The following is a 22,091-nucleotide window of genomic DNA, read 5'->3' as shown; positions in this document are numbered from 1 at the left end:
GACGGCCTCCCCCAGCCGCGCCGCGACACCCCACCTGTAGTTCCCGGGAGAAGGCTCATGGGCGACCCGATCAGGCACGCTGCCAAGGCGACCTCGCCGTGGTGGGCGAAGGCGATGGTCATCGGCGGCTCGATGGTGATGGTCGTGGCCGGCGGCGGCGCGATCGCGGCCCAGGTGAGCCTCAACCTCGTGAACAACTCGGTGAACCAGGAGGACCTGCTGGGCGACCAGCGGGTCGAGACCGAGGAGGGCGCCCCGATCGAGGGGCCGCTGAACTTCCTCGTCCTCGGCACCGACGAGCGGGTGGACGCGGGCGGCGAGGCCCGCACCGACGCCGACATCATCGTGCACATCAACAAGGACCTGACGCAGGTCTCGATGATCTCGCTGCCGCGCGACCTGCTGGTGGAGATCCCCTCGGGGGTCCCGGCGGAGGAGACGAAGCTGACCGAGGCGTTCGCGTACTCCGAGGACTGGGGCGAGTCGTTCCAGAACACGGCGGAGACGATCACGAACCTGACGGGCATCCAGTTCGACGGCGGCGCGATCGCGAACTTCGAGGGCTTCCTCGACATGGTCGACGAGCTGGGCACGATCGAGCTGTGCCCCTGGCACGAGATCACCTCGATCCACACGGACAAGACGTTCCCCGAGGGCTGCGCCGAGTACGACAAGAAGGACGCGCTCGACCTGGTGCGCCAGCGGTACGGGTGGGACTCCGAGGAGGACTACGCGAACGGCACCTGGGGGGACTTCGGGCGCCAGAAGATGCAGCAGCAGGCGATCAAGAAGATCCTGGAGCGGGCCAAGGAGCAGGGCTACGCGACGAACCCGGCGAAGGCCGTGGAGCTGCTCAACTCGTTCGGCGACGCGCTCACCGTCGACGTCGGCGGCTACAACCTGGTCGACATGATCACGCAGATGCGCGACGTCGACCCGAACGAGATCATCTCGATCGGCACGCCCTCCTCGGAGGGGAGCATCAACGGGACCTCGTACGTCCTCATCCACGAGGGCACCGACGAGCAGGTCGCGGCCGACGCCCTGTGGGAGGCGATCGCGAACGACACGGTCGAGCAGTGGGCGTGCGAGTATCCTGACTGGTTGAGCGGCGACTCCGCCCCCGACTGCGCGACCACGTCGCCCGCCACGACCGGCGCCCCTAGCGACGCCGTGACGGAGACCGCCGATTAGCCTGGTCCCGGAGCGCAACCGGGGGGCGTTACCGAAGCGTTATACGGCAGTAGGCTCACCCGACCCTGGGAGAAGCATGGCAGTGAAGAGCGGCGCGCCCTGGTGGGCCCACCTGATGATGTACGCCGGCGGCGTGACGATGGTCGTCGCCGGCACGACAGCGGGGATCGCCCAGTACGCCCTCCACACGGCGAACAACACCATCGAGCAAGAGGACATCATCAACAACCGGGGCGAGATGGACGTCGAGAACATCGAGGGCCCCCTGAACATCCTCGTGCTCGGCATCGACAAACAGGGCGACTCCACCCGCTCCGACACCATGATCATGGTGCACATCAACAAGGAGCTCACCGAGGTCTCGATGGTGTCGCTGCCCCGCGACCTGTACGTGGAGATCCCCGACTGCGGCCCCGACTGGGGCAACAACACCTGCATGCAGAAGCTCAACCACGCCGCGTCGATCTCCGACGACTGGGACGTCACCCGCGCGAACGTCGTGGACACGATCTACAACCTCACCGGCGTCGAGTTCCACATCGGCGCGACCGTCGACTTCAACGGCTTCATGGACCTGGTCGACCTCGTCGGCGAGATCGAGCTGTGCCCCTGGCACGAGATCACCTCGATCCACGGCGAGAACCGCACATTCCCCGAGGGCTGCAACTACTACAACAAGGAGGAGGCCCTCGACCTCATCCGGCAGCGCTACCCGTGGGACGAGCCCGAGGACTACGAGAAGGGCCTGTGGGGCGACTACGGCCGCCAGGCCATGCAGCAGCAGGCCATCAAGGCGCTCATCAAGGAGCTCAAGGCCGACGGCTACGCCACGGACCCGACGCGCCTCAACGAGGTCCTCGAGGGCCTGGAGGGCAAGCTCACCCTCGACCTCCCCGACGGCCTCACCGCGATCGACCTGGCCCTGAACCTGCGCGACCTCAACCCCGAGGACATCACCTCGATCCGCGTCCCGGCCACGTCCCAGGAGACCGACGTCGGCTCCTCCGAGGTCATCGCCGAGGGCGAGCAGCAGATCGCGGCCGACGCGCTGTGGCGGGCGCTCCAGGAGGACACCATGACCGAGTGGATCGCCCAGTACCCCGAGTGGGTCAAGCAGACCGGCAGCAACACCGGCGCCACGACCGAGGAGCCCGCCGGGGAGGACGCCTCCACGGAGGCGACCACCGACTGACCGTCACGCAGCCGCTCCAGGGGTTGCCGGGCTCCGCGCCGGGCAACCCCTGCGGCGTTCCGGAGCGTCTTCCACGGGACTGACCCCGAGCCTTTGGAGACGCATGGCCGGCAAGAGCGGCGCGCCCTGGTGGGCCCATTTCATGATGTACGCCGGCGGGGTGACCCTCGTCGTGGCCGGCGCGACCGCCGGGTTCGCGCAGTACGCGCTGGAGCGCGCGAACAACACGATCGAGCAGGAGAACATCCTCGACGACTACCAGGCCGAGGTCGACGTGAGCAACCTCGAAGGGCCCCTGAACATCCTGGTCCTCGGCACCGACAAGCAGGGTGGTTCGGTGCGGTCCGACACGATGATCGTGGTGCACGTCAACAAGGAGCTCACCGAGGCGACCATGGTGTCGCTCCCGCGCGACCTCCTCGTGGACATCCCCGACTGCGGGCCGGGCTTCTCCAACAACCCGTGCCAGAACAAGCTCAACCACGCCGCGTCGATCTCCGACGACTGGGACGAGACCCGCGCGAACGTCGTCGCCACCGTCCACGAGCTCACCGGCCTCGACTTCCACCTCGGGGCGACCGCGGACTTCAACGGCTTCGTGGAGATGGTCGACCTCGTCGGCTCGATCGAGGTGTGCACCTGGAAGGAGTTCCAGTCCCACCACACCGACCGCGTCTTCGAAGAGGGCTGCCACGAGTACGAGCAGGAGGCGGCGCTCGACCTGGTGCGCCAGCGCTACCAGTTCTACGACGAGATCGACTACGAGCTGGACCTGTACGGCGACTACGCGCGGCAGAACTTCCAGCAGCAGGCGATCAAGTCGCTGCTGGAGAAGGCGAAGGAGCAGGGCTTCCTCCAGGACCCCGCGAAGCTCACCGACCTCCTGGAGGGCTTCGGCGACAAGGTGACCCTGGACCTCCCGGCGGGCCTGACGGTGACGGACCTGGCGCTGAGCCTGCGCGACATCGACCCGAACGCGATGACGACGGTCCGCGTCCCGGCGAGCTCCGAGCAGGGCACCGAGTGGGGCGACATCGAGCTCATCCACGAGGGCGCCGAGGCCGAGGCGGCGGAGTCGCTGTGGGCGGCGCTCCAGAACGACACGATGGCCGAGTGGATGGCCGCGAACCCGCAGTGGGTCAAGACGAGCACGGTCGACCCGGGCGCGGCGACCGACGACGCGGCGACGACCGGGGACTAGCGGCGAGGGCTCGGCCTCTCCCGAGACCGGTTGCGCCCGTAGAGCGTCCGCCCGCGAGGAGGAGCTGCCGGACACGGCCGCACCGGCCAGGAGCACTGGGCGAGCTGTGCAGCACCCGCTAGGAGTGCTGGGCGAGCTGGTCGCCGCCGCACCGGCTAGGAGTGCTTGGCAAGCGGTGCCGCACCGACTAGGAGTGCTTGCGTCGAGCGGACCAGTGCGCGGCAGGGGGCGCCGGCTAGTGGGCGGCGCGGGCCTCCTCGGCCTCGTCGACGGCGTTCCACTCGCGCTTGGAGGACTGCCAGCCGTCCTCGTTGTGCCCGACCCGCCAGTACCCGGAGATCGAGAGCCGCTCGCGCGGGACCTCCCGCTCGAACCGCAGGTAGCGGCGGATCTCCCGCACGAACCCGGCCTCGCCGTGCACGAACGCCTGCACGTTCGGCGACGGGAACTCCAAGTCCCGCACGGCGTCCACGAGCCGGCTCCCGACCCGCTCCCCGCCCCGATGGAGCCAGGAGACGGTGACGTCGCCGGCGGACTTGAGCTGCTGCTCCTCTTCGGGCCCTTCGACTTCGAGGAACACGTAGGCCCGCGCGCCGGGCGAGAGCCGCTCCACCGCCGACGCGATCGCCGGCAGCGCGCTCTCGTCACCCGCGAGCAGGTGCCAGTCGGCCTCGGGACCGGGCGCGTACCCGCCGCCGGGCCCGGCGAACCGCAGCAGTGACCCGGGCCGCGCGCTGGCGGCCCAGGGGCCGGCGACGCCCTCGTCGCCGTGGTAGACGAAGTCGATCCAGAGCTCGCGCGCGGCGGGGTCCCAGCGGCGCACGGTGTAGGTGCGGGTCACGGGCCACTGCTCGCGCGGGTACTCCTCGCGGATCCTCGCGAGGTCGAACGGCTCGGGATACTCGACGCCGGGGACCGGGAACTGGAGCTTCAGGTAGTGGTCGGTGAAGTCGCCGCACGCGAAGTCCGCGAGGCCCTCCCCGCCGAGCACCACGCGGATCATGTGCGGCGTGACCTGCTCGGTCCGCACCACTTCGGCGGTCGTCAGCTGCGGGCTCCTGCGTTCACGGCGCTCAGCCATGCGGGCTCCTTCAGTCAAGCGGCTCACAGGTCCACTCGGCGAAGCCGTCGAGCCGCAAGGTCGGCCTCGTCAAGAAAAAGCGGTTAGGCTCGCCTAACCATCACCCCTCTAGTTGTACCTCGCCGCCCCACCACCCCGCCTACCCCGAGCCGCCCGAATTCAACCCGCTGAGCCGCCTTTCGTCGCATCGTCCACCCCAAAACCCCCACCACCAGCAAGGACAAAAGTTATCCACAGGCCCGAAACTTCTCCTGTACAGATCTGGTGGGACCTGTGATTGTTGGTAGCAAAAACACCTTTCTCCTGGTGGTGGTGGAGGAGGAGGGAGGTGGTGCTGGTCTGGAAGGACTGGCGGTGAATGTGGGATACCTCGGGGGCCGCCCCCTGAAGTTCGCGCGGGAGTGCACTCCCGCGCGGCTCCTGCCAGATGACGCCTCGCGAGGCGATGGAAGAAAGTGCGGGCGCATCGGCACCCAGCCGATGCGCCCGCACCGAAAAACCAACAATCCGAGCCGAACCAACCGCCCGAACCAACAGCCGACGCCCAAGCCGCAAACGCCAGCCACCTCCGCAGATGCGCAATCAAGAGGCCCGGGCCGCCCCGCATCGGAGGCGGACTCGCGGACTCGCGGACTCGCGGACTCGCGGACTCGCGGACTCGCGGACTCGCGGACTCGCGGACTCGCGGACTCGCGGACTCGCCGGGGAGCCTAGTCGGGCCGCGGGCTCACGTCCTGCATCACCGACCGCAGCAGAGGCCGCGAGAGGGCCCCGGCGCCGATCACCGATGCGGTGCCGACTGCGAGCGTCGCGCCGAGAATCAGGGCCCCGCTCACGTCGAAGCCCATGCCTCCCATGACCGGTGAGGTCAGGAGCATCCCGGTGAGGACCGACGCCCCGCCCAGGATCGCGAGCGGCAGCAGGGTCTCCTGGCGCCGGGCCCGGTCGAGGACTTCCTGCGGGGTGCCGGCGAGGTGGAGGAGGCGGTAGGTCTGGCGGCGGTCGAGGACCGAGCCGATGGCGCTGATCGCGGCCGAGACGGCCGCGGTCAGGAAGACCACCGCGAGGACCACGGTGACACCCGTGCGGACCGAGTCCACGAGGCGGTTCGACAGGATGCTCGAGTCGATCTCGCGCTCGGGCGGGTCGCCCGGGAGGACCGCGGTCATGGTGGTGCGCACCGATTCGACCTCCGCGCCCGCGGTGGTCGCCTCGATCACGGCCGTGCCCGGGCCGCCGGTGAGGTATCCGCTGCCGTCGACGACCGCGACCTCGGCCTGGTCCCCGAGCTCGGCCGTCAGGGTCGCCGCGAGGGCCTCGGCCTCGTCGGCGGGGACCAGGGCGGCCAGGGACTCGGTCGCCTCGGTGCTCGTGTCGGTCACGATCATCGGGAAGAGCGCGACCGACCCGGCGACGAAGCCCGCGATCGCGACACCGGACACGGTGCGCCAGGCGGCCTTCGGGTCCTCGGCGAGGCGCCGGGCGGCCAGGAGCCGGGCGGGGCTCTTCGCGGTGCGGGCCAGCAGGCGGCCCAGGCGCTGCACGGTCCAGGGGCCGATGAGGTTCACGGCCGCGAGGGTCGCCGCGAAGAGCACGATGAGGATCGCGACCGCGATCATGCTCCCGCCGACCAGCTGGGTCGCGATCATGAACAGCACCGACAGGACCACGAACACCGCGACCCGGATCGCCTTGAGGCCCTTGGGCTTCACCCGCCGGGCCACCCCGAGGGGGCTGATCACGACGCTGCGGAGCCCGATGAGGGCCGAGCCGGCGACGAGCACCGGCACCGCGAGCGCCACGACCGCCATCCAGGGCGCGCCGGACCACAGGTCGGCGACGAACCAGCGGCCGCCGTCGATCGGGATGAGCGCCACCAGGGGCGTCACGAGCATCCAGAGGAGGGTCCCGGCCACGGAGCCGGCGGCCGCCGCGAGCACCGTTTCGATGAGCGTCAACCGCATCACCTGCCCCGGCGTCGCGCCGATCAGGCGGAGCGTCGCCAGGCGCTCGTCGCGCCGCGACACCGTGAGCCGCGCGGCCGCCGCCCCGAAGACCGCCGCCGGGACGGCCATGAGGATCGCGGCCAGCACCATGAGGATCATGTAGAAGCCGTACACGACGTCCTTCCGGCCGCCCTCGAACCCGTCGATCGCCCGCGGCGACACCGCGTCCGCGTTGAACCGCTCCGCGCTCATCACCGGGTCGTCCGCGGCGCGGCCCACGACCGCGACCACCTCGTTCGGGTGCGCGAGCGCCTCCGCGCCGAGCTCCCCCGCGACCTCCACGTCGCCGTAGCGGGCGAGGAACTCCGACTCGGGCACGCCCTCGAGCAGCTCGGCCGCGGCCGGGGAGAGCCACACCTCGCCGGGCGCCGGGAACGCGTCCATGCCGGGAGGCGCGGGCGCGTCGCCGTCGAGCGCCGCGAGGTCGACCCGGGTGACCGACGTGCCGCCGAAGTGGTCGAGCGCGGTCGCCACGACCGCCGTCCCGGCCCCGTCGGCCTCGGGCGCGTCGCGCCACGACGTGCGGTCGCCCCGCGCGTCGAACGCGAAGTTCCCCGCGACCGCGAACTGGAGCAGCAGCGTCGCCACCGCGACCGCGAGCGCGGTCAGCCCGGTGCTGAGGAGCGCCCCGCGCCCCCCGAGCCGGGTCAGGCGCCAGGCCAGCTCGGTCATCGCCACACCTCCGCGACCGGTTCGGGCCCGAACCGGCCCTCGCCGTCGATGACAGGGCGCCGCGCCGCGGCGTCGGCGAACCCGTCGAAGTCCTTCGCGCCGTCGCCGGTCCGCGGGACGCCGCTGAGGCGGCCGTCCCGGATCTCGATCGTGCGCGTGCACCGGGACGCGATCCGCGGGTCGTGCGTGACGACCACGAGCGCCGCGTCGAGTTCGGCGACCGTGTCGAGCAGGACGCCCATCACCTGGTCGCCGGTGGCCCGGTCGAGCGCGCCGGTCGGCTCGTCCGCGAACACCACCGCCGGGTTGACGACGAGCGCCCGCGCGAGCGCGACCCGCTGCGCCTCCCCGCCCGACAGCTCCCCGGGGCGCCGCCCCTCCTTGCCTTCGAGGCCGAGCCGCTTGAGCTGCGCGCGGGCCGGTCCGAGCGCGGCCCGCCGCGGCGTGCCGCCGAGCATGAGCGGCAGCGCGACGTTCTCCTCGGCGGGCAGTTCGGGCAGGAGCTGCCCGAACTGGAACAGGAACGCGAACCGGGTGCGCCGCAGGTGGCTGCGGGACCGCTCGGAGAGCGTGTCGATGCGCTCGTCGTAGAGGCGCACCTCGCCGGCGTCGGGCCGGATGATCCCGGCGAGGCAGTGCAGGAGCGTGGACTTGCCGGAGCCGCTGGGCCCGGTCACGGCGACCGATTCGCCCGGGGCGACGGCGAAGTCGACGCCGTCGAGCGCGGGCGCGGTCCCGAAGTGCTTGACGAGGGAGCTGGCGCTGAGCATGGGGGGTCTCATCGGCGGGCCTTTCGCTGGTCGGGGAGGAAGGGCAGGGCGACGCCCGCGATGAGGAACACGGCGGTGAGCACGAGGCCCAGGGCGGTGCCGATCTCCAGGATTCCGTTCATGCGGTCCAGCGTCGCCCGGGACGGGTGCGGCCTGCTTCGGCTCGGCGACGGGTTTCGGGCGGCGCGGGTCGGCCGTTCGACCGAGGACGCCGGAATCCGGGTTACCTTCGAGCGCATGAACGCTCCCAGGCGGCCGATGTCGAGCCGCTTCAACCGGCTGCTGATGCGCCTGCTCAAGATCGGCATCGTCTCCGTCCTCCTGGTCACCCTCGTCGCGGAGACGACCTCGCACCTCCCGGACGAGAAGCCGCCCTACCACTCGTGGGTGGCGTGGTTGCAGTGCGCGACGTCGCTGCTCGCGATCGGCGTGTACGTCTGGTACCGGCCGGGCCGCAAGCACTGGATCGCGATCGCGTCGGTCGCGTCGCTGGTGGCGACCGGGGTCGACATGGTGTACGACCAGGGGCCGCGCGGGGTCGGGTCGGCGGAGCTGCTGGCGCTGGGACTGCTGCTGCTGTTCGCGGTGCGGCACTGGGACGCGGCGCCGGGCCGGTGGGTGGCGTTCGCGCTCGGCGCGGCGATCCTGGTGGTCGGCGCGCGCCTGTTCGTGTACCCGGGGTCGGCGGTCGGCGGGACGGTCATGGTCGTCATGGCGATGCTCTCGGTCATCGGGTTCGGCGCGTACCTGCGGTCGATGGACAAGCTGCGGCAGGAGACGCAGGAGGAGGTGCGGCGGGCCGAGCGGCTGGAGCTGGCGCGGGAGATGCACGACTTCGTGGCGCACCACGTGACGGGCATGGTGGTGCTGGCGCAGGCGGGTCAGGTCGCGGCGACCGATCCGCGGAAGTCGTTCGCGGACATCGAGGAGGCGGGCTTGGCGGCGCTGGCGTCGATGCGGCGGATGGTGCGGATGCTGCGCGACGACGACGCGGGCGGGGGCGTGAACCCGCTGGGCGACCTGTCGCAGATCGAGGACCTGGTGGAGCGGTTCAACCGGGAGGGGACGGACGCGACGTGCTTCATCTCGCCGGAGCTGGCGGGCGCGGTGGCGCCGGAGATCGCGGCGACGGCGCACCGGGTGGTGCGGGAGGCGCTGACGAACGTGCGCAAGCACGCCCGGGAGGCGACGCGGGTGCGGGTAGTCGTGGCCGCGGCGGGCGGGCACGGCATGGAGGTGTCGGTGCGCGACGACGGCCGGCAGGCGCGGGGCCGGTTCGGCCGCGAGCCGCTGGCGCTGTCGGGTTCGGGCCTGGGCCTGGTGGGGCTGCGGGAGCGCGTGGAGGCGGTCGGCGGGCAGCTGCGGGCGCAGGAGCGCCCGGAGGGCGGCTGGGAGACGGCGGCGTGGCTGCCGCGGGCGGCGGCGCCGGCGCAGGTGTGAGCGGCGGCCGGGGGTCGTGGAGGCGCCGGGGCCCGGCCGGTCATGGTCCGGTTCCAGCGGCCGGAGAGTCCGCGGTGGCGGCGTCCGGGACGCCGTCGGCTCGCCGCGCCCGGCCGCGCGGGCAGGGAACGCGGAAGGCCCGCCTCAGCGTCTGAGGCGGGCCTTGTGCTACTGGTGGCAGGTGCAGGATTCGAACCTGCGAAGTCGATGACGGCTGATTTACAGTCAGCTCCCTTTGGCCACTTGGGTAACCTGCCGTGGCGTGTAGCGAGAGCAAGAATAGCGTCCCCTCCCTGGGGGCGCGCAAGCGGGTTGTCCCCTGTTGAGACCGCGTTCACTGCCGTCGGGTCCGGGCGCGGGCGCGCGGGGCTGCGGGCCCGGACTAAGCTTGGCGGTCGCGCCCCCGCGTCGTGTGCTGTGCCGCTTCGCTGCGGTGCCGACGCGGAGCTGCCTACGACACTGGAAGGACGGACGCCATGGCCGACGCCTCGTTCGACATCGTCTCCGAGATCGACCTCGCCGAGCTCGACAACGCGATCAACCAGGCCCAGCGGGAGCTGGGGACCAGGTTCGACTTCCGCGGGACCGGCGCGAAGGTCGACCGCAGCGGCGACGAGGCGGCCGTGATCTCGGCCGAGACCGAGGACCGCGCGAAGGCGGCCCTGGAGGTCCTCAGGGAGAAGCTCGTCAAGCGCGGGATCTCCCTGAAGGCCCTGGACGCGTCCGAGCCGCGCCAGTCCGGCAAGGAGACGAAGATCGACGTCGCGTTCAAGCAGGGGATCTCCACCGAGGACGCGAAGAAGATCGGGAAGATCATCCGCGACGAGGGCCCCAAGGGCGTGAAGCCGCAGGTGCAGGGCGACAAGCTGCGCGTCACCGGGAAGAAGCGCGACGACCTCCAGGAGGTCATCGCGCTCCTCAAGGGCAAGGACCTCGAGGTCGCGCTCCAGTTCACGAACTACCGCTAGCGGTGGACGCCTCCAGCGCCGTCGCGCTCGCCCTGTTCGTCGTGGGCGGAGGCCTGGTGGGGCTCATGGTCGTGGTGACGCAGCGCTCGTACAAGCGGGACGAGCGGTCCCCGTACTGGGTCGTGTACCCGACCGCGAAGGGCGAGCGGCCGATCGAGCCGCCCCGCGAGGACTAGCGGCCGTCAGGCCGCGAGCCGGTGCGTGAGCCCGGTGTGGCGCTTCCCGGTGCCCGCGGTGCGCACCGCGGCCGCGAGCGCCTGCTTGGAGCCGACGAGGACGACGAGCCGCTTGGCGCGCGTGATCGCGGTGTACACGAGGTTGCGCTGGAGCATCGTCCACGCGCTCGTGGTCACGGGCACGACGACCGCGGGGTACTCGGAGCCCTGGGAGCGGTGGACGGTGATCGCGTACGCGTGCTGGAGCTCGTCGAGTTCGGTGAAGTCGTAGTCGACGTCCTCGTCCTCGTCGGTGCGGACGGTGAGGGTCTGGGCGACGGGGTCGATGCCCTGGACGATGCCGACGGTGCCGTTGAACACGCCGGCCTTCCCCTTCTGGTAGTCGTTGCGGATCTGGACGACCTTGTCGCCGACGCGGAAGACGCGGCCGCCGTGGCGGCGTTCGGGGAGCCCGTCGCGGGCGGGCGTGAGGGCCTCCTGGAGGCGCGCGTTCAGGTTCCCGGCGCCGGGGCCGCCGCGGTGCACGGGGGTGAGGACCTGGACGTCGCGGACGGGGTGGAGCCCGAAGCGGGCGGGGATGCGGCGGGCGACGATCTCGACGATCCGGTCGGCGACGAGGTCGTTGTCGTCGCACGCGAACCAGAAGAAGTCGCCGTAGCCGTCGAGTTCGGGGAACTGGCCGCGGTTGACCTTGTGGGCGTTGGCGACCACGCCGGACTCGGCGGCCTGCCGGAAGATCCGGGTGAGGCGGACGCGGGGGATCGCATCGGCGGCGAGGAGGTCGCGGAGGACTTCGCCGGCGCCGACGCTGGGGAGCTGGTCGACGTCGCCGACGAGGAGCAGGTGCGCGCCGGGCGGGACGGCTTTGACGAGCTTGTTCGCGAGGACCGTGTCGAGCATGGAGGACTCGTCGACGACGAGGAGGTCGACGTCGAGGGGGTTGTCGCGGTCGTAGGCGGCGTCGCCGCGGGGCCGCAGTTCGAGCATCCGGTGGAGGGTGCGGGCCTCGAACCCGGTGAGCTCGGCGAGGCGCTTGGCGGCGCGCCCGGTGGGGGCCGCGAGCATGACCTTGGCGCCCTTGGCGCGGGCGAGGGCCACGATGGACGCGACGGTGAACGACTTGCCGCAGCCGGGCCCGCCGGTGAGGACGGCGACGCGTTCGGTGAGGGCCAGGCGCACGGCCTCGGCCTGCTCGGGGGCGAGTTCGGCGTCGGTGCGGCGGCGCAGCCACGCGAACGCCCTGTCCCAGTCGACGCCGCGGAAGGCGCCGAGCCGGTCCTCGCTCGTGCGCAGGAGCGAGAGGAGCCCGGCGGCGAGGCCGCGCTCGGCGTGGAAGAACGGGGCGAGGTACCGGGCGGGCACGGTGGAGTCGCCGGCGGGGACGTCGTCGGCGACGACGCGCTCGCCGGCGTCCGCGAGTTCGGCGAGGGCGGCGGCGACGGGCCCGGCGGGGAGCGCGAGGAGTTCGACGGTGTCGGCGACGAGGTTCGGGGCGGGCAGGAAGCAGTGGCCGGAGTCGGAGGCCTGCGAGAGCGTGTACTGGAGGGCCGCCTTGATGCGCTCGGGCGAGTCCTCGGGGATGCCGACGGCGCGGGCGATGGCGTCGGCGGTCTTGAACCCGATGCCCCACACCTCGTTCGCGAGCCGGTAGGGCTCGTTCTTAACGACGCCGATGGAGGCGTCGCCGTACTGCTTGTAGACGCGGACGGCGAGGGAGGTGGAGACCTCGACGGACTGGAGGAACACCATGACCTCCTTGATCGCGCGCTGCTCCTCCCAGGCGGCGGCGATCGCCTTGGTGCGCTTGGGTCCCAGGCCGGGGACCTCGATGAGGCGGGCGGCGTCGGCGTCGATGACGTCGAGGGTGTCGGTGCCGAAGTGGGCGACGATCTTCGCGGCGGTCTTGGGGCCGACACCCTTGACGAGCCCGGAGCCGAGGTACCGCTCGATGCCCTGGACGGTGGCGGGGAGGACGGTCCGGTAGGACCAGACCTCGAACTGGCGGCCGTACTTGGGGTGGCTGGACCAGCGGCCGGTGAGCGAGAGCGACTCGCCCACTTGGGCGCCGAGGAGCGGGCCGACGACGGTGACGAGGTCGGCGCCGCCGCGCGCGGGGCTGGCGCGGGCGATCGTGTACCCGGTCTCCTCGTTCGCGTACGTGACGCGTTCGAGCACCGCCTCCAGGACGGTGCCCGGCGTCCCCGGCCCTCGGTTCTCCGCCATGCGGCAACGGTAGACGGCGGGTCCGTCAGTCCGTTTCGAACACCGGGTCGGCATTGCCCGGCTCGTGGCGGTTCCTCGCTCCCCGCAGCGCATCGGCGGGATTGTCGGTGGCCACGGGTACGGTGTGGACATGAGCGAGCGATGGTTTGAGGGGCCCCTGCTGGGGTTCGACACGGAGACCACGGGCGTGGGCGTCGACCGGGACCGGATCGTGCAGGCGGCCTTGGTGACCGGCACGGGCGACCTGACGTGGCTGATCGACCCGGGGGTGCCGATCCCGCCGGGCGCCACGAAGGTCCACGGGATCACCGACGAGAAGGTGAAGGCGGAGGGGCGGCCCGCGGCGGAGGCGCTCGCGGAGGTCGCGGCGGCGCTGCGCGCGGCCGTCGACGCGGGCACGCCGGTGGTGGCGTACCGGGCCGGGTTCGACTGCACGCTCCTGTCGTACGAGCTGGAGCGGCACGGCATCGAGCAGCCGGCGTGGGAGCGGATGTCGATCATCGACCCGTCGGTGCTCGACAAGCGCGTCGACCGGTACCGGCGCGGGAAGCGCACCCTGGGGGCGACGGCGCTGCACTACGGGGTCGTGCACGACGGGGCGCACTCGGCGGCGGGCGACGCGGCCGCGACGGTCGCGCTGGCGCGCGCGATCGGGGCGCTGTACCCGGAGGTCGGCGACCTGACCCCGCAGGAGCTGCACGTGTCGCAGATCCGGTGGCACGCGGAGGACGCGGCGAGCCTGGAGGCGTACTTCAAGCGGAAGGGCCGCGACGAGGCCGTGGAGCGGCGCTGGCCGCTGTGCCGGTGAACGGGCGAGGCCCCGGTCCGAGCGGACCGGGGCCTCGACGCGACGTCTTAGTGGCCTTCGGCCGCTTCCTCGGGCTCGTAGTATTCGCGCTCCTCGTCGCCGGTGAGGTCCTGGCCGATGGGGAGGGCGGCGAGGGCCTCGGTGCCGTCGGCGAAGACGAACTTGACCCACAGCCGGCCGCCGACCGGGAGGTCGACCGCGAGGTCCTCGACGAGGAGGTAGTCGCCGTCCTCGACGCCCTGGTCGAGGCGCACGTAGTCGGAGGGGGCGATGGCGACGTCGATGACGGGGTCGCCCTCGAACTCGGGCTCCTCGGCCGCGGGGGACTCGCTCTCGCCCTCGGAGGGCGTCTCGCCGGCGGGGCTCTCGGAGGTCCCCTCGGACGGGGTGGCGTCCTCGGCGGGGGTCTCCTCGACGGGCGCGGCGGGGCTGACGAGGGTGACGGTGCCGGCCCAGGTGTCGGTGAGGGTCTCGTCGGCGTCGGCGAGGGCGTCCTCTTCGCTGGCGTACGCGACCACGCCGGTGAGGCGGGCCTCGTCGTCGCCCTCGTTGCCGATCCACGCGCGCAGGGCGGCGTCGTCGCCGGCGGCGTAGCCCTCGGCGGAGTCGAACTCGACCTGGAGGTCGCGCAGCGCGAGGTCGCCCTCGTCGAGGTTCACCCCGGCGATCGCGCTCACCTTCACGTCGGTCTGGGTCACCTGGCCCGCGCCGCACGCCGACAGCGTCGCGGCCGCGGCGCCCGCGATCGCGATGGCGGCCGCCCGGCGGGCCGTGACCGCCGTCCTGATCCCCTTGGCCACTGCTGGTCCTCTCCGAGTTCCGACAGGAATGCTGACGACAGCGTAGACGACTCGCTCTCACCTCTCCCCCGGGCCGGTGCGGCGGTGGAACCCAGGTCTCACGGGATCGCGGGTCGCGTTGGGCTCGAACGGCATCGGGGCCGGGGCCGCGGTCGGCGGGCCGTCCCGGCGAGCCCGCCCGGCCCCGTCCCGCGGGCCCGCCCCCGGCGCGAACGGCGCGGGGAGACGCCCGGCACAGCGGAGCGACCTGGGCCTCATTCGCCTCATCCGCATCTCCGCCGAAAGTGCAAGGTGCCGTAGAGTAATCAGTCACATACCAATTGACCAGGGAATTCGTGGCGATCCGCTGTCGGGGAAAACCCCGAACCCGTGTTAGGCTAGACACAGCGAAAGGGGTTTCGATCCTATGGGTTTTAGTGTCGGCGAGACCGTTGTCTACCCCCACCACGGGGCCGCACTCGTTGAAGCTGTAGAGACTCGCGTCATCGGCGGTATCGAACAGGAATACCTCGTGCTGCGCGTCGAGCAGGGTGACCTCACGGTCAAGGTTCCAGCAAAGAACGTCGAGCTCGTCGGCGTCCGGGAAGTCGTCGGCGCCGAGGGCCTCGAAGAGGTCTTCGAGGTGCTGCGCGCCCCCCACACCGAGGAACCCACCAACTGGTCGCGGCGGTACAAGGCGAACGTCGAGAAGCTCGCCTCCGGGTCCCCGCTCAAGATCGCGGAAGTCGTCCGCGACCTGTGGCGACGCGACCGCGAACGCGGCCTCTCGGCCGGCGAGAAGCGCATGCTCTCCAAGGCCCGCGAGATCCTCACCGGCGAGATCGCCCTCGCCGAGGACTGCGTCAAGGACGAGGCCGACAACATCCTCGACAAGGTCCTGCTCTCGGAGGCCCCGGTCAAGTAGCCGGCCCCGCCAGCAGTACGCCAGCGTGAACTCCATCCTGCCCACCGTCGTCGGGCACGGCACCGACGTGCACCGCTTCGACGCCGCCCGGCCCTGCCGCCTCGCCTGCCTCGACTGGCCCGGCGAGGCCGGGCTGGCCGGGCACTCCGACGGGGACGCGGCCGCCCACGCGGCCTGCGACGCCCTGCTCTCCGCCGCCGGCCTCGGCGACCTCGGCTCCAACTACGGCACCGACCGGCCCGAATGGGCCGGCGCCTCCGGGACCGCCCTCCTGGCCGAGACCGCCCGCCGCGTCCGCGACGCCGGCTGGGCCGTCGGGAACGTCTCCGTGCAGGTGATCGGCAACCGCCCCAAGATCGGGCCCCGCCGGGCCGAGGCCGAGGCCGCCATGTCCGAGGCGGTCGGCGCGCCCGTCAGGCTCTCCGCGACCACCACCGACGGCCTGGGCTTCACCGGACGCGGCGAGGGCCTGGCAGCGACCGCGGTAGCGTTGCTGTACCAGCCCTGAGACCTGTCCGGGAGTAGACCCATGGACGCAGACCCCAAGCGCACGGTCGCCGAGCACCTCCAGAGCGCCGAGATGCTGTACGACCTCGGCCAGGTGCCCGACGCGCGCGCCGAGACGGACGCGGCCCTGCGCCTCGACCCCCTCGACCCCGACGCGAACGCGATGGCCGCGGTCTGCGCCCTCGCCGAGCACGACCCCGACGAGGCCCTCGTCTACGCCGGGGCCGCCCTCGCCCAGACGCCCGGGCACCGCCGCGCCATGATCACCCGCGGGTACGCGCTCGCGGACGCGGGCCGCCGCGACGAGGCGATGCAGGCCGCCGCGAGCCTCCTGGACCTCGACCGGACGTCCTGGCTGCACCACGTCCACTACGCGCTCATCACCCGCCGCGCCGGGGCCGCGCAGCCCGCGCTCGACGCCGCCTGGAACGCCGTGAACCTCGCGCCGGACCAGCCGCGCACCCACCGCACGCTCGCCGCGATCGCCGAGGACCTCGGCATGGACGACCTCGCGAAGCGCTCCCGGCGGGCCGCCGCCGACCTCGACCCGGACGGCGCCGAGGCCTACGCCCCGACCCTGCCGCCCGAGGCGCGGCGCGTGCGCCGCCGCTGGGTCGACGCGGACGCAGGCGACCCGCAGTGGCGCGAGAAGATCGCCGGCGACGGCGTCTTCAGCGGCGCGCTCGGCCGCTCGATCCTCCTCGGCCTCGCCGTCGTCTTCGCCGTCCCCGCGCTCCTCGGCTCCGAGATCGGCACCGGGGCGCGCCTGTGCTTCGCCGCCGTCGCCGTCGCCGCCTGGGTGGGATGGTTCACAGTTCTGCGCCGGCACCGCAACCCCGAGTGACCTCCGGCGGTCCGCGCTCGTTACTCCATCACACCGATCCGATGGAGGACGACAAGTGACGACCTGCTGGGTACCCGGGGCCGACGACAGCCCCTTCAACATCCACAACCTCCCGTTCGGGGTCTTCTCGACCGCCGACGAGACGCTGCCGCGGATCGGCGTGCGCATCGGCGACCAGATCCTCGACATGCACAAGGCGGTCCTCTCCGGCGACTGCCAGACGTGCGCCGCCTGCACCGCGCTGCGCGACCCCGCCCTCAACCGGCTCCTGTCGCTCGGCAAGCCTGCGTGGAAGCAGGTCCGCGCCCAGGTCCAGGAGGCCTTGAGCGAACCGAGCCTCCAGGACGTCGCGTCCACCTGGCTCACGCCGCTCGCCGACGCGGTCATGCACGCCCCGCTCCTGGTCACCGACTACGTCGACTTCACGATGCGCGCCCCCGGCTCCGACCGGGTCTACCCGCGCGCCTCGAACGGCCGGCCCTCGACGCTCATCCCCTCCGGGATGGACCTCGTGCGGCCCGCCGGGCACCGCCGCGGCGACGACGGGCAGCCCGCGTTCGGGCCGACCCGCGCCCTCGACATCGAGGCCGAGGTCGGGTTCATCGTCGGCGGCGAGTCCGAACTCGGCCGGCCCGTGTCCCCCGACGCGTTCGAGGACTACGTGTTCGGCGCGGTCCTCCTCAACGACTGGACCGCCCGCGACTTCCAGGAGCTCGAGACCGACGGCCTCGGCCCGGTCGCCTCCAAGTCGTTCGCGACGTCCATGAGCGCCTGGGTCACCCCGATCGAGTCGCTCGGCGCCGCCCGCACCGCCGCGCCCCAGCCCGCCCCCGACATGGCCTCCTACCTGAAGGAGTCCGACCGGTACGGCTTCGACCTGCACCTGAACATCGAGGTCAACGGGGTCGCGGTCGCCGGCGCCGACTTCGCCGAGGCCTGCTGGACGCCCGCGCAGCAGCTCGCCCAGCTCACCGCCGGCGGCGCGGTCCTGCGCCCCGGCCTCATGTACGGCTCCGGCGAGGCCGTCACCGGCCGCTGGAACCTCGAGAACGGCGACGTCGTCACCATCACCGCCACCGCGCCCGGCCCGCGCGGCACCACCGTCGCCCTCGGCGAGGTCCAGACCCGCATCCTCCCGTCCATCACCTGACGAAACAGCGGACCGGTCGGCCCCCGCGGGGGCCGACCGGTCCGGGAATCAGGATGCGACGAGGCGACGCGACCGAGACGATGCGACTCGACCATGCCGGCTTTCGACGATGCCCGCTCGACGATGCGGCTCGATGACGCGACTCGACGGTGCCGCTCGAGGAGGCCGCTAGACGAGGACGGTCTTCGCGCTCGGCGCGAGCCGGGCGACGAGCTCGACCTCGACCGGCGCGTCCAGCGGGAGCACGGCCACGCCGACCGCGCTGCGCGCGTGCGTCCCGGCCTCCCCGAACACCTCCCCCAGCAGCTCCGAGGCGCCGTTCACGACCTTCGGCTGCCCGGTGAACTCCGGCGCCGACGCCACGAAGCCCACGACCTTCACGATCTGGACCACCTGGTCGAGCGGCGCCACCGACGCCACCGCGGCCAGCGCGTTCAGCGCGCAGATCCGCGCCAGGTCGTACGCCCGCTCCGGGTCGACCTCCGCGCCGACCTTCCCGGTCGCGGCCAGGGCGCCCTCGACCATCGGGAGCTGCCCCGAGGTGTACACGTACTCCCCCGACACGACGGCGGGCTGGTAGGCGGCGACCGGCGGCACGACCGCCGGCAGCTTCAGGCCGAGGCGCGCGAGCGCCTGCTCCACGTCCGCCACGGCTACTGCTCCTTCTTGCGCTTGAAGTACGCCACCAGCTGCTCCGAGTTCTGGCCGGGCAGGACCGTGACCAGTTCCCAGCCGTCGTCACCGAACGTATCGAGGATCATCTTGGTGTTGTGGATCAGCAGCGGCGCCGTGAGGTACTCCCATTTCTCCATGCGCCCACAGTACGGCGTCTTGATTCGCCCGCGGCGCACCGCTACGCTCAGAGTGCGTCGCCTCCCCGAAGAGTCCCGCGGCCCCGGGCCGCACCAGTGAACCAGGGAGTCCCCATGCCGGCAGACACTGCGGCGCAGTCGTCGGACGCCGCCGAACCCGTGCGCACCGCCGAGCCTCCGCCCGCGCAGGTCCCGCGCCAGGAGCCCGCGTTGCGGCGCCCCGCCCCGTCCGATCCGCCGCCCGCGCGCGACTCCGGCCTGCTGTGGTCGGTCGTGACGGCCGCCGCGGCGGTCCTGTTCTGCGCCGCGCTCGTGTTCGGCGCGACCCGCCTGTTCGTCGGCGGCACCGCCGCCGACGTCACCGACACACCGGAGCGGACCGTGTCCGCGTTCCTCGGCGCGCTCCTCGACGAGCGCGACGCCGACGCGGCCGCGGCCTGGCTGTGCACCGACAAGGCCGACCGGGACCTGAGCGAGGCGGTCGCGGCGATGTCGGCGGCCGAGGGCGACCGCGGCTTCGAATGGGGCGAGGTGACCGAGACCGGCCGCTCGGTCGGTGCGGCGACCGTCACTGCCGAGATCGGCATCGAGGGCGGCGCGTCCCCGGCGACCTGGGAGTTCACGCTCGTAGCCGAGGAGGGCGAGCCGCAATGGCTCATCTGCGGGATCGCCGCCGGATGACTAGACTCCGATGAATGACTGCCTCTGCGTTCCCGGTGCCGCGCCTGCATGTCGTCACCGGGAAGGGCGGCACCGGGAAGACCTCGGTCGCGGCCGCGCTCGCGCTCGCGCTGGCCGGCCCCGGCCGGCGGGTGCTGCTGGTGGAGGTCGAAGGGCGCCAAGGGATCGCGCCGCTGTTCGAGACGTCGTCCCTCGGTTACGAGGAGCGGCACCTCGCGGCGGGCGCGGGCGGCGGCGAGGTGTTCGGTCAGTCGGTGGACGCCGACGAGGCGCTGCTCGACTATTTGACGCTGTTCTACCGGCTCGGTTCGGCGGGGCGGGTGCTCCAGAAGTTCGGGGCGATCGACTTCGCGACGACGATCGCGCCGGGGCTGCGCGACATCCTCCTCACCGGCAAGCTGAAGGAGGCGGTGTCGCGCGCGGAGGCGGGGCGGATGGCGTACGACGCGGTCGTCCTCGACGCGCCGCCGACGGGCCGGGTGGTGAAGTTCCTGAACGTCACGGTCGAGTCGGGGCGGCTCGCGAAGACGGGGCCGATCGGGAAGCACTCGCGGTCGGTGGCGCGGCTGCTGCACTCGTCGCAGACGGCGGTGCACCTGGTGACGACGCCGGCGGCGATGCCGGTGCAGGAGACCGTGGACGCGCACCGCGAGCTCATGGCCGCGGACCTGCCCGTGGGGCGGATCATCCTGAACAAGGTGACGGGCGCGAAGCCGGCCGAGGTCACGGCCGAGGAGCTCGCCGCGGGCCTGGCGCGGGCGGGGATCGCGCCCGACGACGCCGTCGTGAAGGGCCTGATGTCGGAGTACGAGTCGGCGCGGACCGAGATCCGCGCGGTCGACGGGTACCGGGACCGGCTCGAGCAGCTGGGCCGGCCGGTCGAGGAGCTGCCGCTGATCCCCGAGGGGGTCGACCTGTCGGGCCTGTACCAGCTGGCCCGGCGGCTCATGCCTGGAGGACCGGATGCGAACTGAGCTCGACGTCGACGCGCTCCTGGGTGACGAGCGCAAGCATGTGATCGCGTGCTGCGGCTCGGGCGGCGTGGGCAAGACCACGACGGCCGCGGCGCTGGCGCTGCGGGCGGCGGAGGTGCACGGGCGCCGCACGGTGGTACTCACGATCGACCCGGCGCGGCGGCTGGCGCAGTCGCTGGGCATGGAGGCGCTCGACAACACGCCGCGACCGGTCGCGGGGGTCCGGGACGGGTCCCTGGACGCGATGATGCTCGACATGAAGCGGACGTTCGACGAGGTCGTGGCGTCGCACACGACGAAGGAGCGGGCGGCGGAGATCTTCGCGAACCCGTTCTACCAGGCGGTGTCGTCGACGTTCTCGGGCACGCAGGAGTACATGGCGATGGAGAAGCTCGGCCAGTTGCGGGCGACGGGCCGGTGGGACCTCATCGTGCTCGACACGCCGCCGTCGCGCTCGGCCCTGGACTTCCTCGACGCCCCGGCCCGCCTGGCCCGGTTCCTCGACGGGCGCGTCATCCGCCTCCTGTCGGCCTCCACACCGGGGGCGCGGCGCTCGATGCTGTCGCTCATGGGCGCGAGCGCGGCGGTGTTCACGCGCGTGTTCAACAAGGTCCTCGGCGGGCACCTGCTGACCGATGTCGCCGAGTTCACAGCGAGCCTGGAGGACACCTTCGGCGGGTTCCGCAAGCGGGCCGAGGCGACCTTCCGGGCCCTTCAGGACGAGCAGACGTCGTTCCTGGTCATCGCGGCCCCCGAGCCGGCCGCGGTCAGCGAGGCCGTGTACTTCACGCGGCGCCTCACCGAGGAGCGGATGCCGCTCGACGGCATGATCCTCAACCGCCTCACCCCGGTCGCCGCCGACCTCTCGGCCGAACGCGCCCTGGGCGCCGCGGCCCAGCTCGAAGAAGCCGACTCGCAGGACCCGGTGGCGGCCGTCTTGCGCACCCACGCCGACCTGGCCCGGCGCCGCACCGCCGAGGAGCGCGTCGCCGCCCGCTATGAAGCGGCCTGTCCCGGAGTTCCGCAGCGGTGGCTGCCGTCGCTCGGCGTCGAGGTCGTCGACCTGGGCGACCTGCGCACCTTCGGCACCGCCGCGGCCGGCGCCGACCTCTAACCGCCTGAAGACCGACGGCCCGGCCACGGGTCGGCCCGGCCACGGGTCGGGTCGGGTCGGCCCGGCCACGGGTCGGGTCGGGTCGGCCCGGCCACGGGTCGGGTCGGGTCGGGTCGGGTCGGGTCGGGTCGGGTCGGGTCGGGTCGGGTCGGGTCGGGTCGGCGGAGTCTAGTGGCCGGGGCCCCCTTCGCGCCATCGGAGCGGGTTCCATTGTTGACCGTCGGTGACGGGATTCGCGGCGCCGGGAATCTGCCGGGCGGGCCGGATTGGTGAACGCCGCGTCCATTCGGCCGCCGATCGGCGTTTGCGATTTCCCTAGGGCGTTGTCTTGAATTCGTATAGCTGGGTGCGTGCGTACGTTTTTCGTCGTTCGCCTGTGCGATTATTCGCGGCTGGCTGATGCGATTCTCGGCGGCTTTGTTCTAGCTTTCGGTTGCGTGGCTGTTTTGAGTTCGGTTGCCTGTTCGAATTGCTCGACGGCCTGTTCTTCCGGAATTGTTCGATCTTCGGTTTTTCGGTGCGGGCGCATCGGCTGGGTGCCGATGCGCCCGCACGCTTCTTCCATCGCCTCGCG

General features: G+C 72.2%; 22 protein-coding genes and 1 tRNA gene. 14 read left to right on the top strand and 9 right to left on the bottom strand.

Annotated elements, in window-relative coordinates; genetic code table 11:
* Positions 1-57 precede the first annotated feature (57 nt).
* From EIW28_RS21410 to EIW28_RS21400, 3 genes are all read left to right on the top strand, one after another.
* On the top strand, positions 58-1,194 hold the full coding sequence (locus tag EIW28_RS21410) for an LCP family protein (RefSeq protein ID WP_125249759.1): 1,137 nt from the start codon (positions 58-60) through the stop codon (positions 1,192-1,194).
* 76 nt (positions 1,195-1,270) lie between these two features.
* Positions 1,271-2,386 carry an LCP family protein gene (locus EIW28_RS21405; RefSeq protein ID WP_125249758.1) on the top strand — a complete coding sequence of 372 codons (1,116 nt, stop codon included), beginning with the start codon at positions 1,271-1,273 and terminating at the stop codon, positions 2,384-2,386.
* 103 nt (positions 2,387-2,489) lie between these two features.
* A complete protein-coding gene (locus EIW28_RS21400) occupies positions 2,490-3,587 on the top strand; it encodes an LCP family protein (protein ID WP_125249757.1) in 1,098 nt (365 codons plus the stop codon).
* Positions 3,588-3,822: 235 nt separating this feature from the next.
* Here EIW28_RS21400 and EIW28_RS21395 read toward each other — a convergent pair whose 3' ends face one another.
* From EIW28_RS21395 to EIW28_RS21380, 3 genes are all read right to left on the bottom strand, one after another.
* A complete protein-coding gene (locus tag EIW28_RS21395) occupies positions 3,823-4,668 on the bottom strand; it encodes a siderophore-interacting protein (RefSeq protein WP_125249756.1) in 846 nt (281 codons plus the stop codon).
* Between the two features lie 710 nt (positions 4,669-5,378).
* Positions 5,379-7,346 carry an FtsX-like permease family protein gene (locus EIW28_RS21385; protein WP_125249755.1) on the bottom strand — a complete coding sequence of 656 codons (1,968 nt, stop codon included), beginning with the start codon at positions 7,344-7,346 and terminating at the stop codon, positions 5,379-5,381.
* On the bottom strand, positions 7,343-8,116 hold the full coding sequence (locus EIW28_RS21380; RefSeq protein WP_232014105.1) for an ABC transporter ATP-binding protein: 774 nt from the start codon (positions 8,114-8,116) through the stop codon (positions 7,343-7,345). The genes EIW28_RS21385 and EIW28_RS21380 overlap by 4 nt, the downstream gene beginning before the upstream one ends.
* 237 nt (positions 8,117-8,353) lie before the next feature.
* On the opposite strand from EIW28_RS21380, the gene EIW28_RS25500 reads away from it, so the two are divergent.
* Positions 8,354-9,556, top strand: coding sequence for a sensor histidine kinase (locus EIW28_RS25500; RefSeq protein ID WP_148102616.1), 1,203 nt, complete (start codon positions 8,354-8,356; stop codon positions 9,554-9,556).
* A 172-nt stretch (positions 9,557-9,728) separates the two neighbouring features.
* Here EIW28_RS25500 and EIW28_RS21370 read toward each other — a convergent pair.
* Positions 9,729-9,813 (bottom strand) — tRNA-Tyr (locus tag EIW28_RS21370).
* A 219-nt stretch (positions 9,814-10,032) separates the two neighbouring features.
* Between EIW28_RS21370 and EIW28_RS21365 the strand changes: the two genes are divergently transcribed.
* A complete protein-coding gene (locus EIW28_RS21365; RefSeq protein ID WP_125249752.1) occupies positions 10,033-10,524 on the top strand; it encodes a YajQ family cyclic di-GMP-binding protein in 492 nt (163 codons plus the stop codon).
* Positions 10,525-10,526: 2 nt separating this feature from the next.
* Positions 10,527-10,700, top strand: a complete 174-nt coding sequence (locus EIW28_RS24390) for a hypothetical protein (RefSeq protein WP_158630492.1) — start codon at positions 10,527-10,529, stop codon at positions 10,698-10,700.
* 6 nt (positions 10,701-10,706) lie between these two features.
* On the opposite strand, the gene recD2 is transcribed toward EIW28_RS24390, so the two are convergent.
* The gene (gene recD2 / locus EIW28_RS21360; RefSeq protein WP_125249751.1) at positions 10,707-12,923 is read right to left on the bottom strand and encodes an SF1B family DNA helicase RecD2; all 2,217 of its coding nucleotides are present in this window, start codon (positions 12,921-12,923) and stop codon (positions 10,707-10,709) included.
* A gap of 130 nt (positions 12,924-13,053) precedes the next feature.
* Here recD2 and EIW28_RS21355 point away from each other — a divergent pair, with 130 nt between their 5' ends.
* The gene (locus EIW28_RS21355; protein ID WP_125249750.1) at positions 13,054-13,731 is read left to right on the top strand and encodes an exonuclease domain-containing protein; all 678 of its coding nucleotides are present in this window, start codon (positions 13,054-13,056) and stop codon (positions 13,729-13,731) included.
* 47 nt (positions 13,732-13,778) lie between these two features.
* Here the strand turns inward: EIW28_RS21355 and EIW28_RS21350 are convergent, their stop codons facing one another.
* Positions 13,779-14,531 (bottom strand): hypothetical protein, encoded by a 753-nt coding sequence (locus tag EIW28_RS21350; protein WP_125249749.1) that lies wholly within the window; start codon positions 14,529-14,531, stop codon positions 13,779-13,781.
* A 406-nt stretch (positions 14,532-14,937) separates the two neighbouring features.
* On the opposite strand from EIW28_RS21350, the gene EIW28_RS21345 reads away from it, so the two are divergent.
* The 4 genes from EIW28_RS21345 to EIW28_RS21330 are packed head-to-tail and all read left to right on the top strand — an operon-like array spanning position 14,938 to position 17,936.
* A complete protein-coding gene (locus tag EIW28_RS21345; RefSeq protein WP_112134223.1) occupies positions 14,938-15,435 on the top strand; it encodes a CarD family transcriptional regulator in 498 nt (165 codons plus the stop codon).
* 25 nt (positions 15,436-15,460) lie between these two features.
* Positions 15,461-15,943: a 2-C-methyl-D-erythritol 2,4-cyclodiphosphate synthase gene (gene ispF / locus EIW28_RS21340; RefSeq protein ID WP_197717411.1), complete on the top strand. Its 483-nt coding sequence runs from the start codon at positions 15,461-15,463 to the stop codon at positions 15,941-15,943.
* Positions 15,944-15,964: 21 nt separating this feature from the next.
* Complete coding sequence (locus tag EIW28_RS21335) at positions 15,965-16,786, top strand: tetratricopeptide repeat protein (protein WP_125249748.1); 822 nt, start codon at positions 15,965-15,967, stop codon at positions 16,784-16,786.
* A gap of 55 nt (positions 16,787-16,841) precedes the next feature.
* Positions 16,842-17,936, top strand: coding sequence for a fumarylacetoacetate hydrolase family protein (locus EIW28_RS21330; RefSeq protein WP_125249747.1), 1,095 nt, complete (start codon positions 16,842-16,844; stop codon positions 17,934-17,936).
* A gap of 168 nt (positions 17,937-18,104) precedes the next feature.
* Here the strand turns inward: EIW28_RS21330 and EIW28_RS21325 are convergent, their stop codons facing one another.
* Positions 18,105-18,587 (bottom strand): RidA family protein, encoded by a 483-nt coding sequence (locus tag EIW28_RS21325; protein ID WP_125249746.1) that lies wholly within the window; start codon positions 18,585-18,587, stop codon positions 18,105-18,107.
* A gap of 2 nt (positions 18,588-18,589) precedes the next feature.
* Positions 18,590-18,748 (bottom strand): hypothetical protein, encoded by a 159-nt coding sequence (locus tag EIW28_RS24540; RefSeq protein WP_181245771.1) that lies wholly within the window; start codon positions 18,746-18,748, stop codon positions 18,590-18,592.
* A gap of 114 nt (positions 18,749-18,862) precedes the next feature.
* Here EIW28_RS24540 and EIW28_RS21320 point away from each other — a divergent pair, with 114 nt between their 5' ends.
* The 3 genes from EIW28_RS21320 to EIW28_RS21310 are packed head-to-tail and all read left to right on the top strand — an operon-like array spanning position 18,863 to position 21,517.
* On the top strand, positions 18,863-19,429 hold the full coding sequence (locus EIW28_RS21320; protein ID WP_125249745.1) for a hypothetical protein: 567 nt from the start codon (positions 18,863-18,865) through the stop codon (positions 19,427-19,429).
* A 14-nt stretch (positions 19,430-19,443) separates the two neighbouring features.
* The gene (locus EIW28_RS21315) at positions 19,444-20,403 is read left to right on the top strand and encodes an ArsA-related P-loop ATPase (RefSeq protein WP_125249744.1); all 960 of its coding nucleotides are present in this window, start codon (positions 19,444-19,446) and stop codon (positions 20,401-20,403) included.
* The gene (locus EIW28_RS21310) at positions 20,393-21,517 is read left to right on the top strand and encodes an ArsA family ATPase (RefSeq protein WP_125249743.1); all 1,125 of its coding nucleotides are present in this window, start codon (positions 20,393-20,395) and stop codon (positions 21,515-21,517) included. Before EIW28_RS21315 ends, EIW28_RS21310 begins: the two co-directional genes overlap by 11 nt.
* A gap of 382 nt (positions 21,518-21,899) precedes the next feature.
* Here the strand turns inward: EIW28_RS21310 and EIW28_RS24385 are convergent.
* Positions 21,900-22,091 (bottom strand): hypothetical protein (locus EIW28_RS24385; protein ID WP_158630491.1); only part of this gene is annotated, 192 nt, incomplete at its 5' end.

The organism is Glycomyces terrestris (genome assembly GCF_003933745.1).
Classification (GTDB): domain Bacteria; phylum Actinomycetota; class Actinomycetes; order Mycobacteriales; family Micromonosporaceae; genus Glycomyces; species Glycomyces terrestris.
Note: the sequence above shows the minus strand (reverse complement) of the source record. Positions and strands in the feature narration are given on the sequence as shown.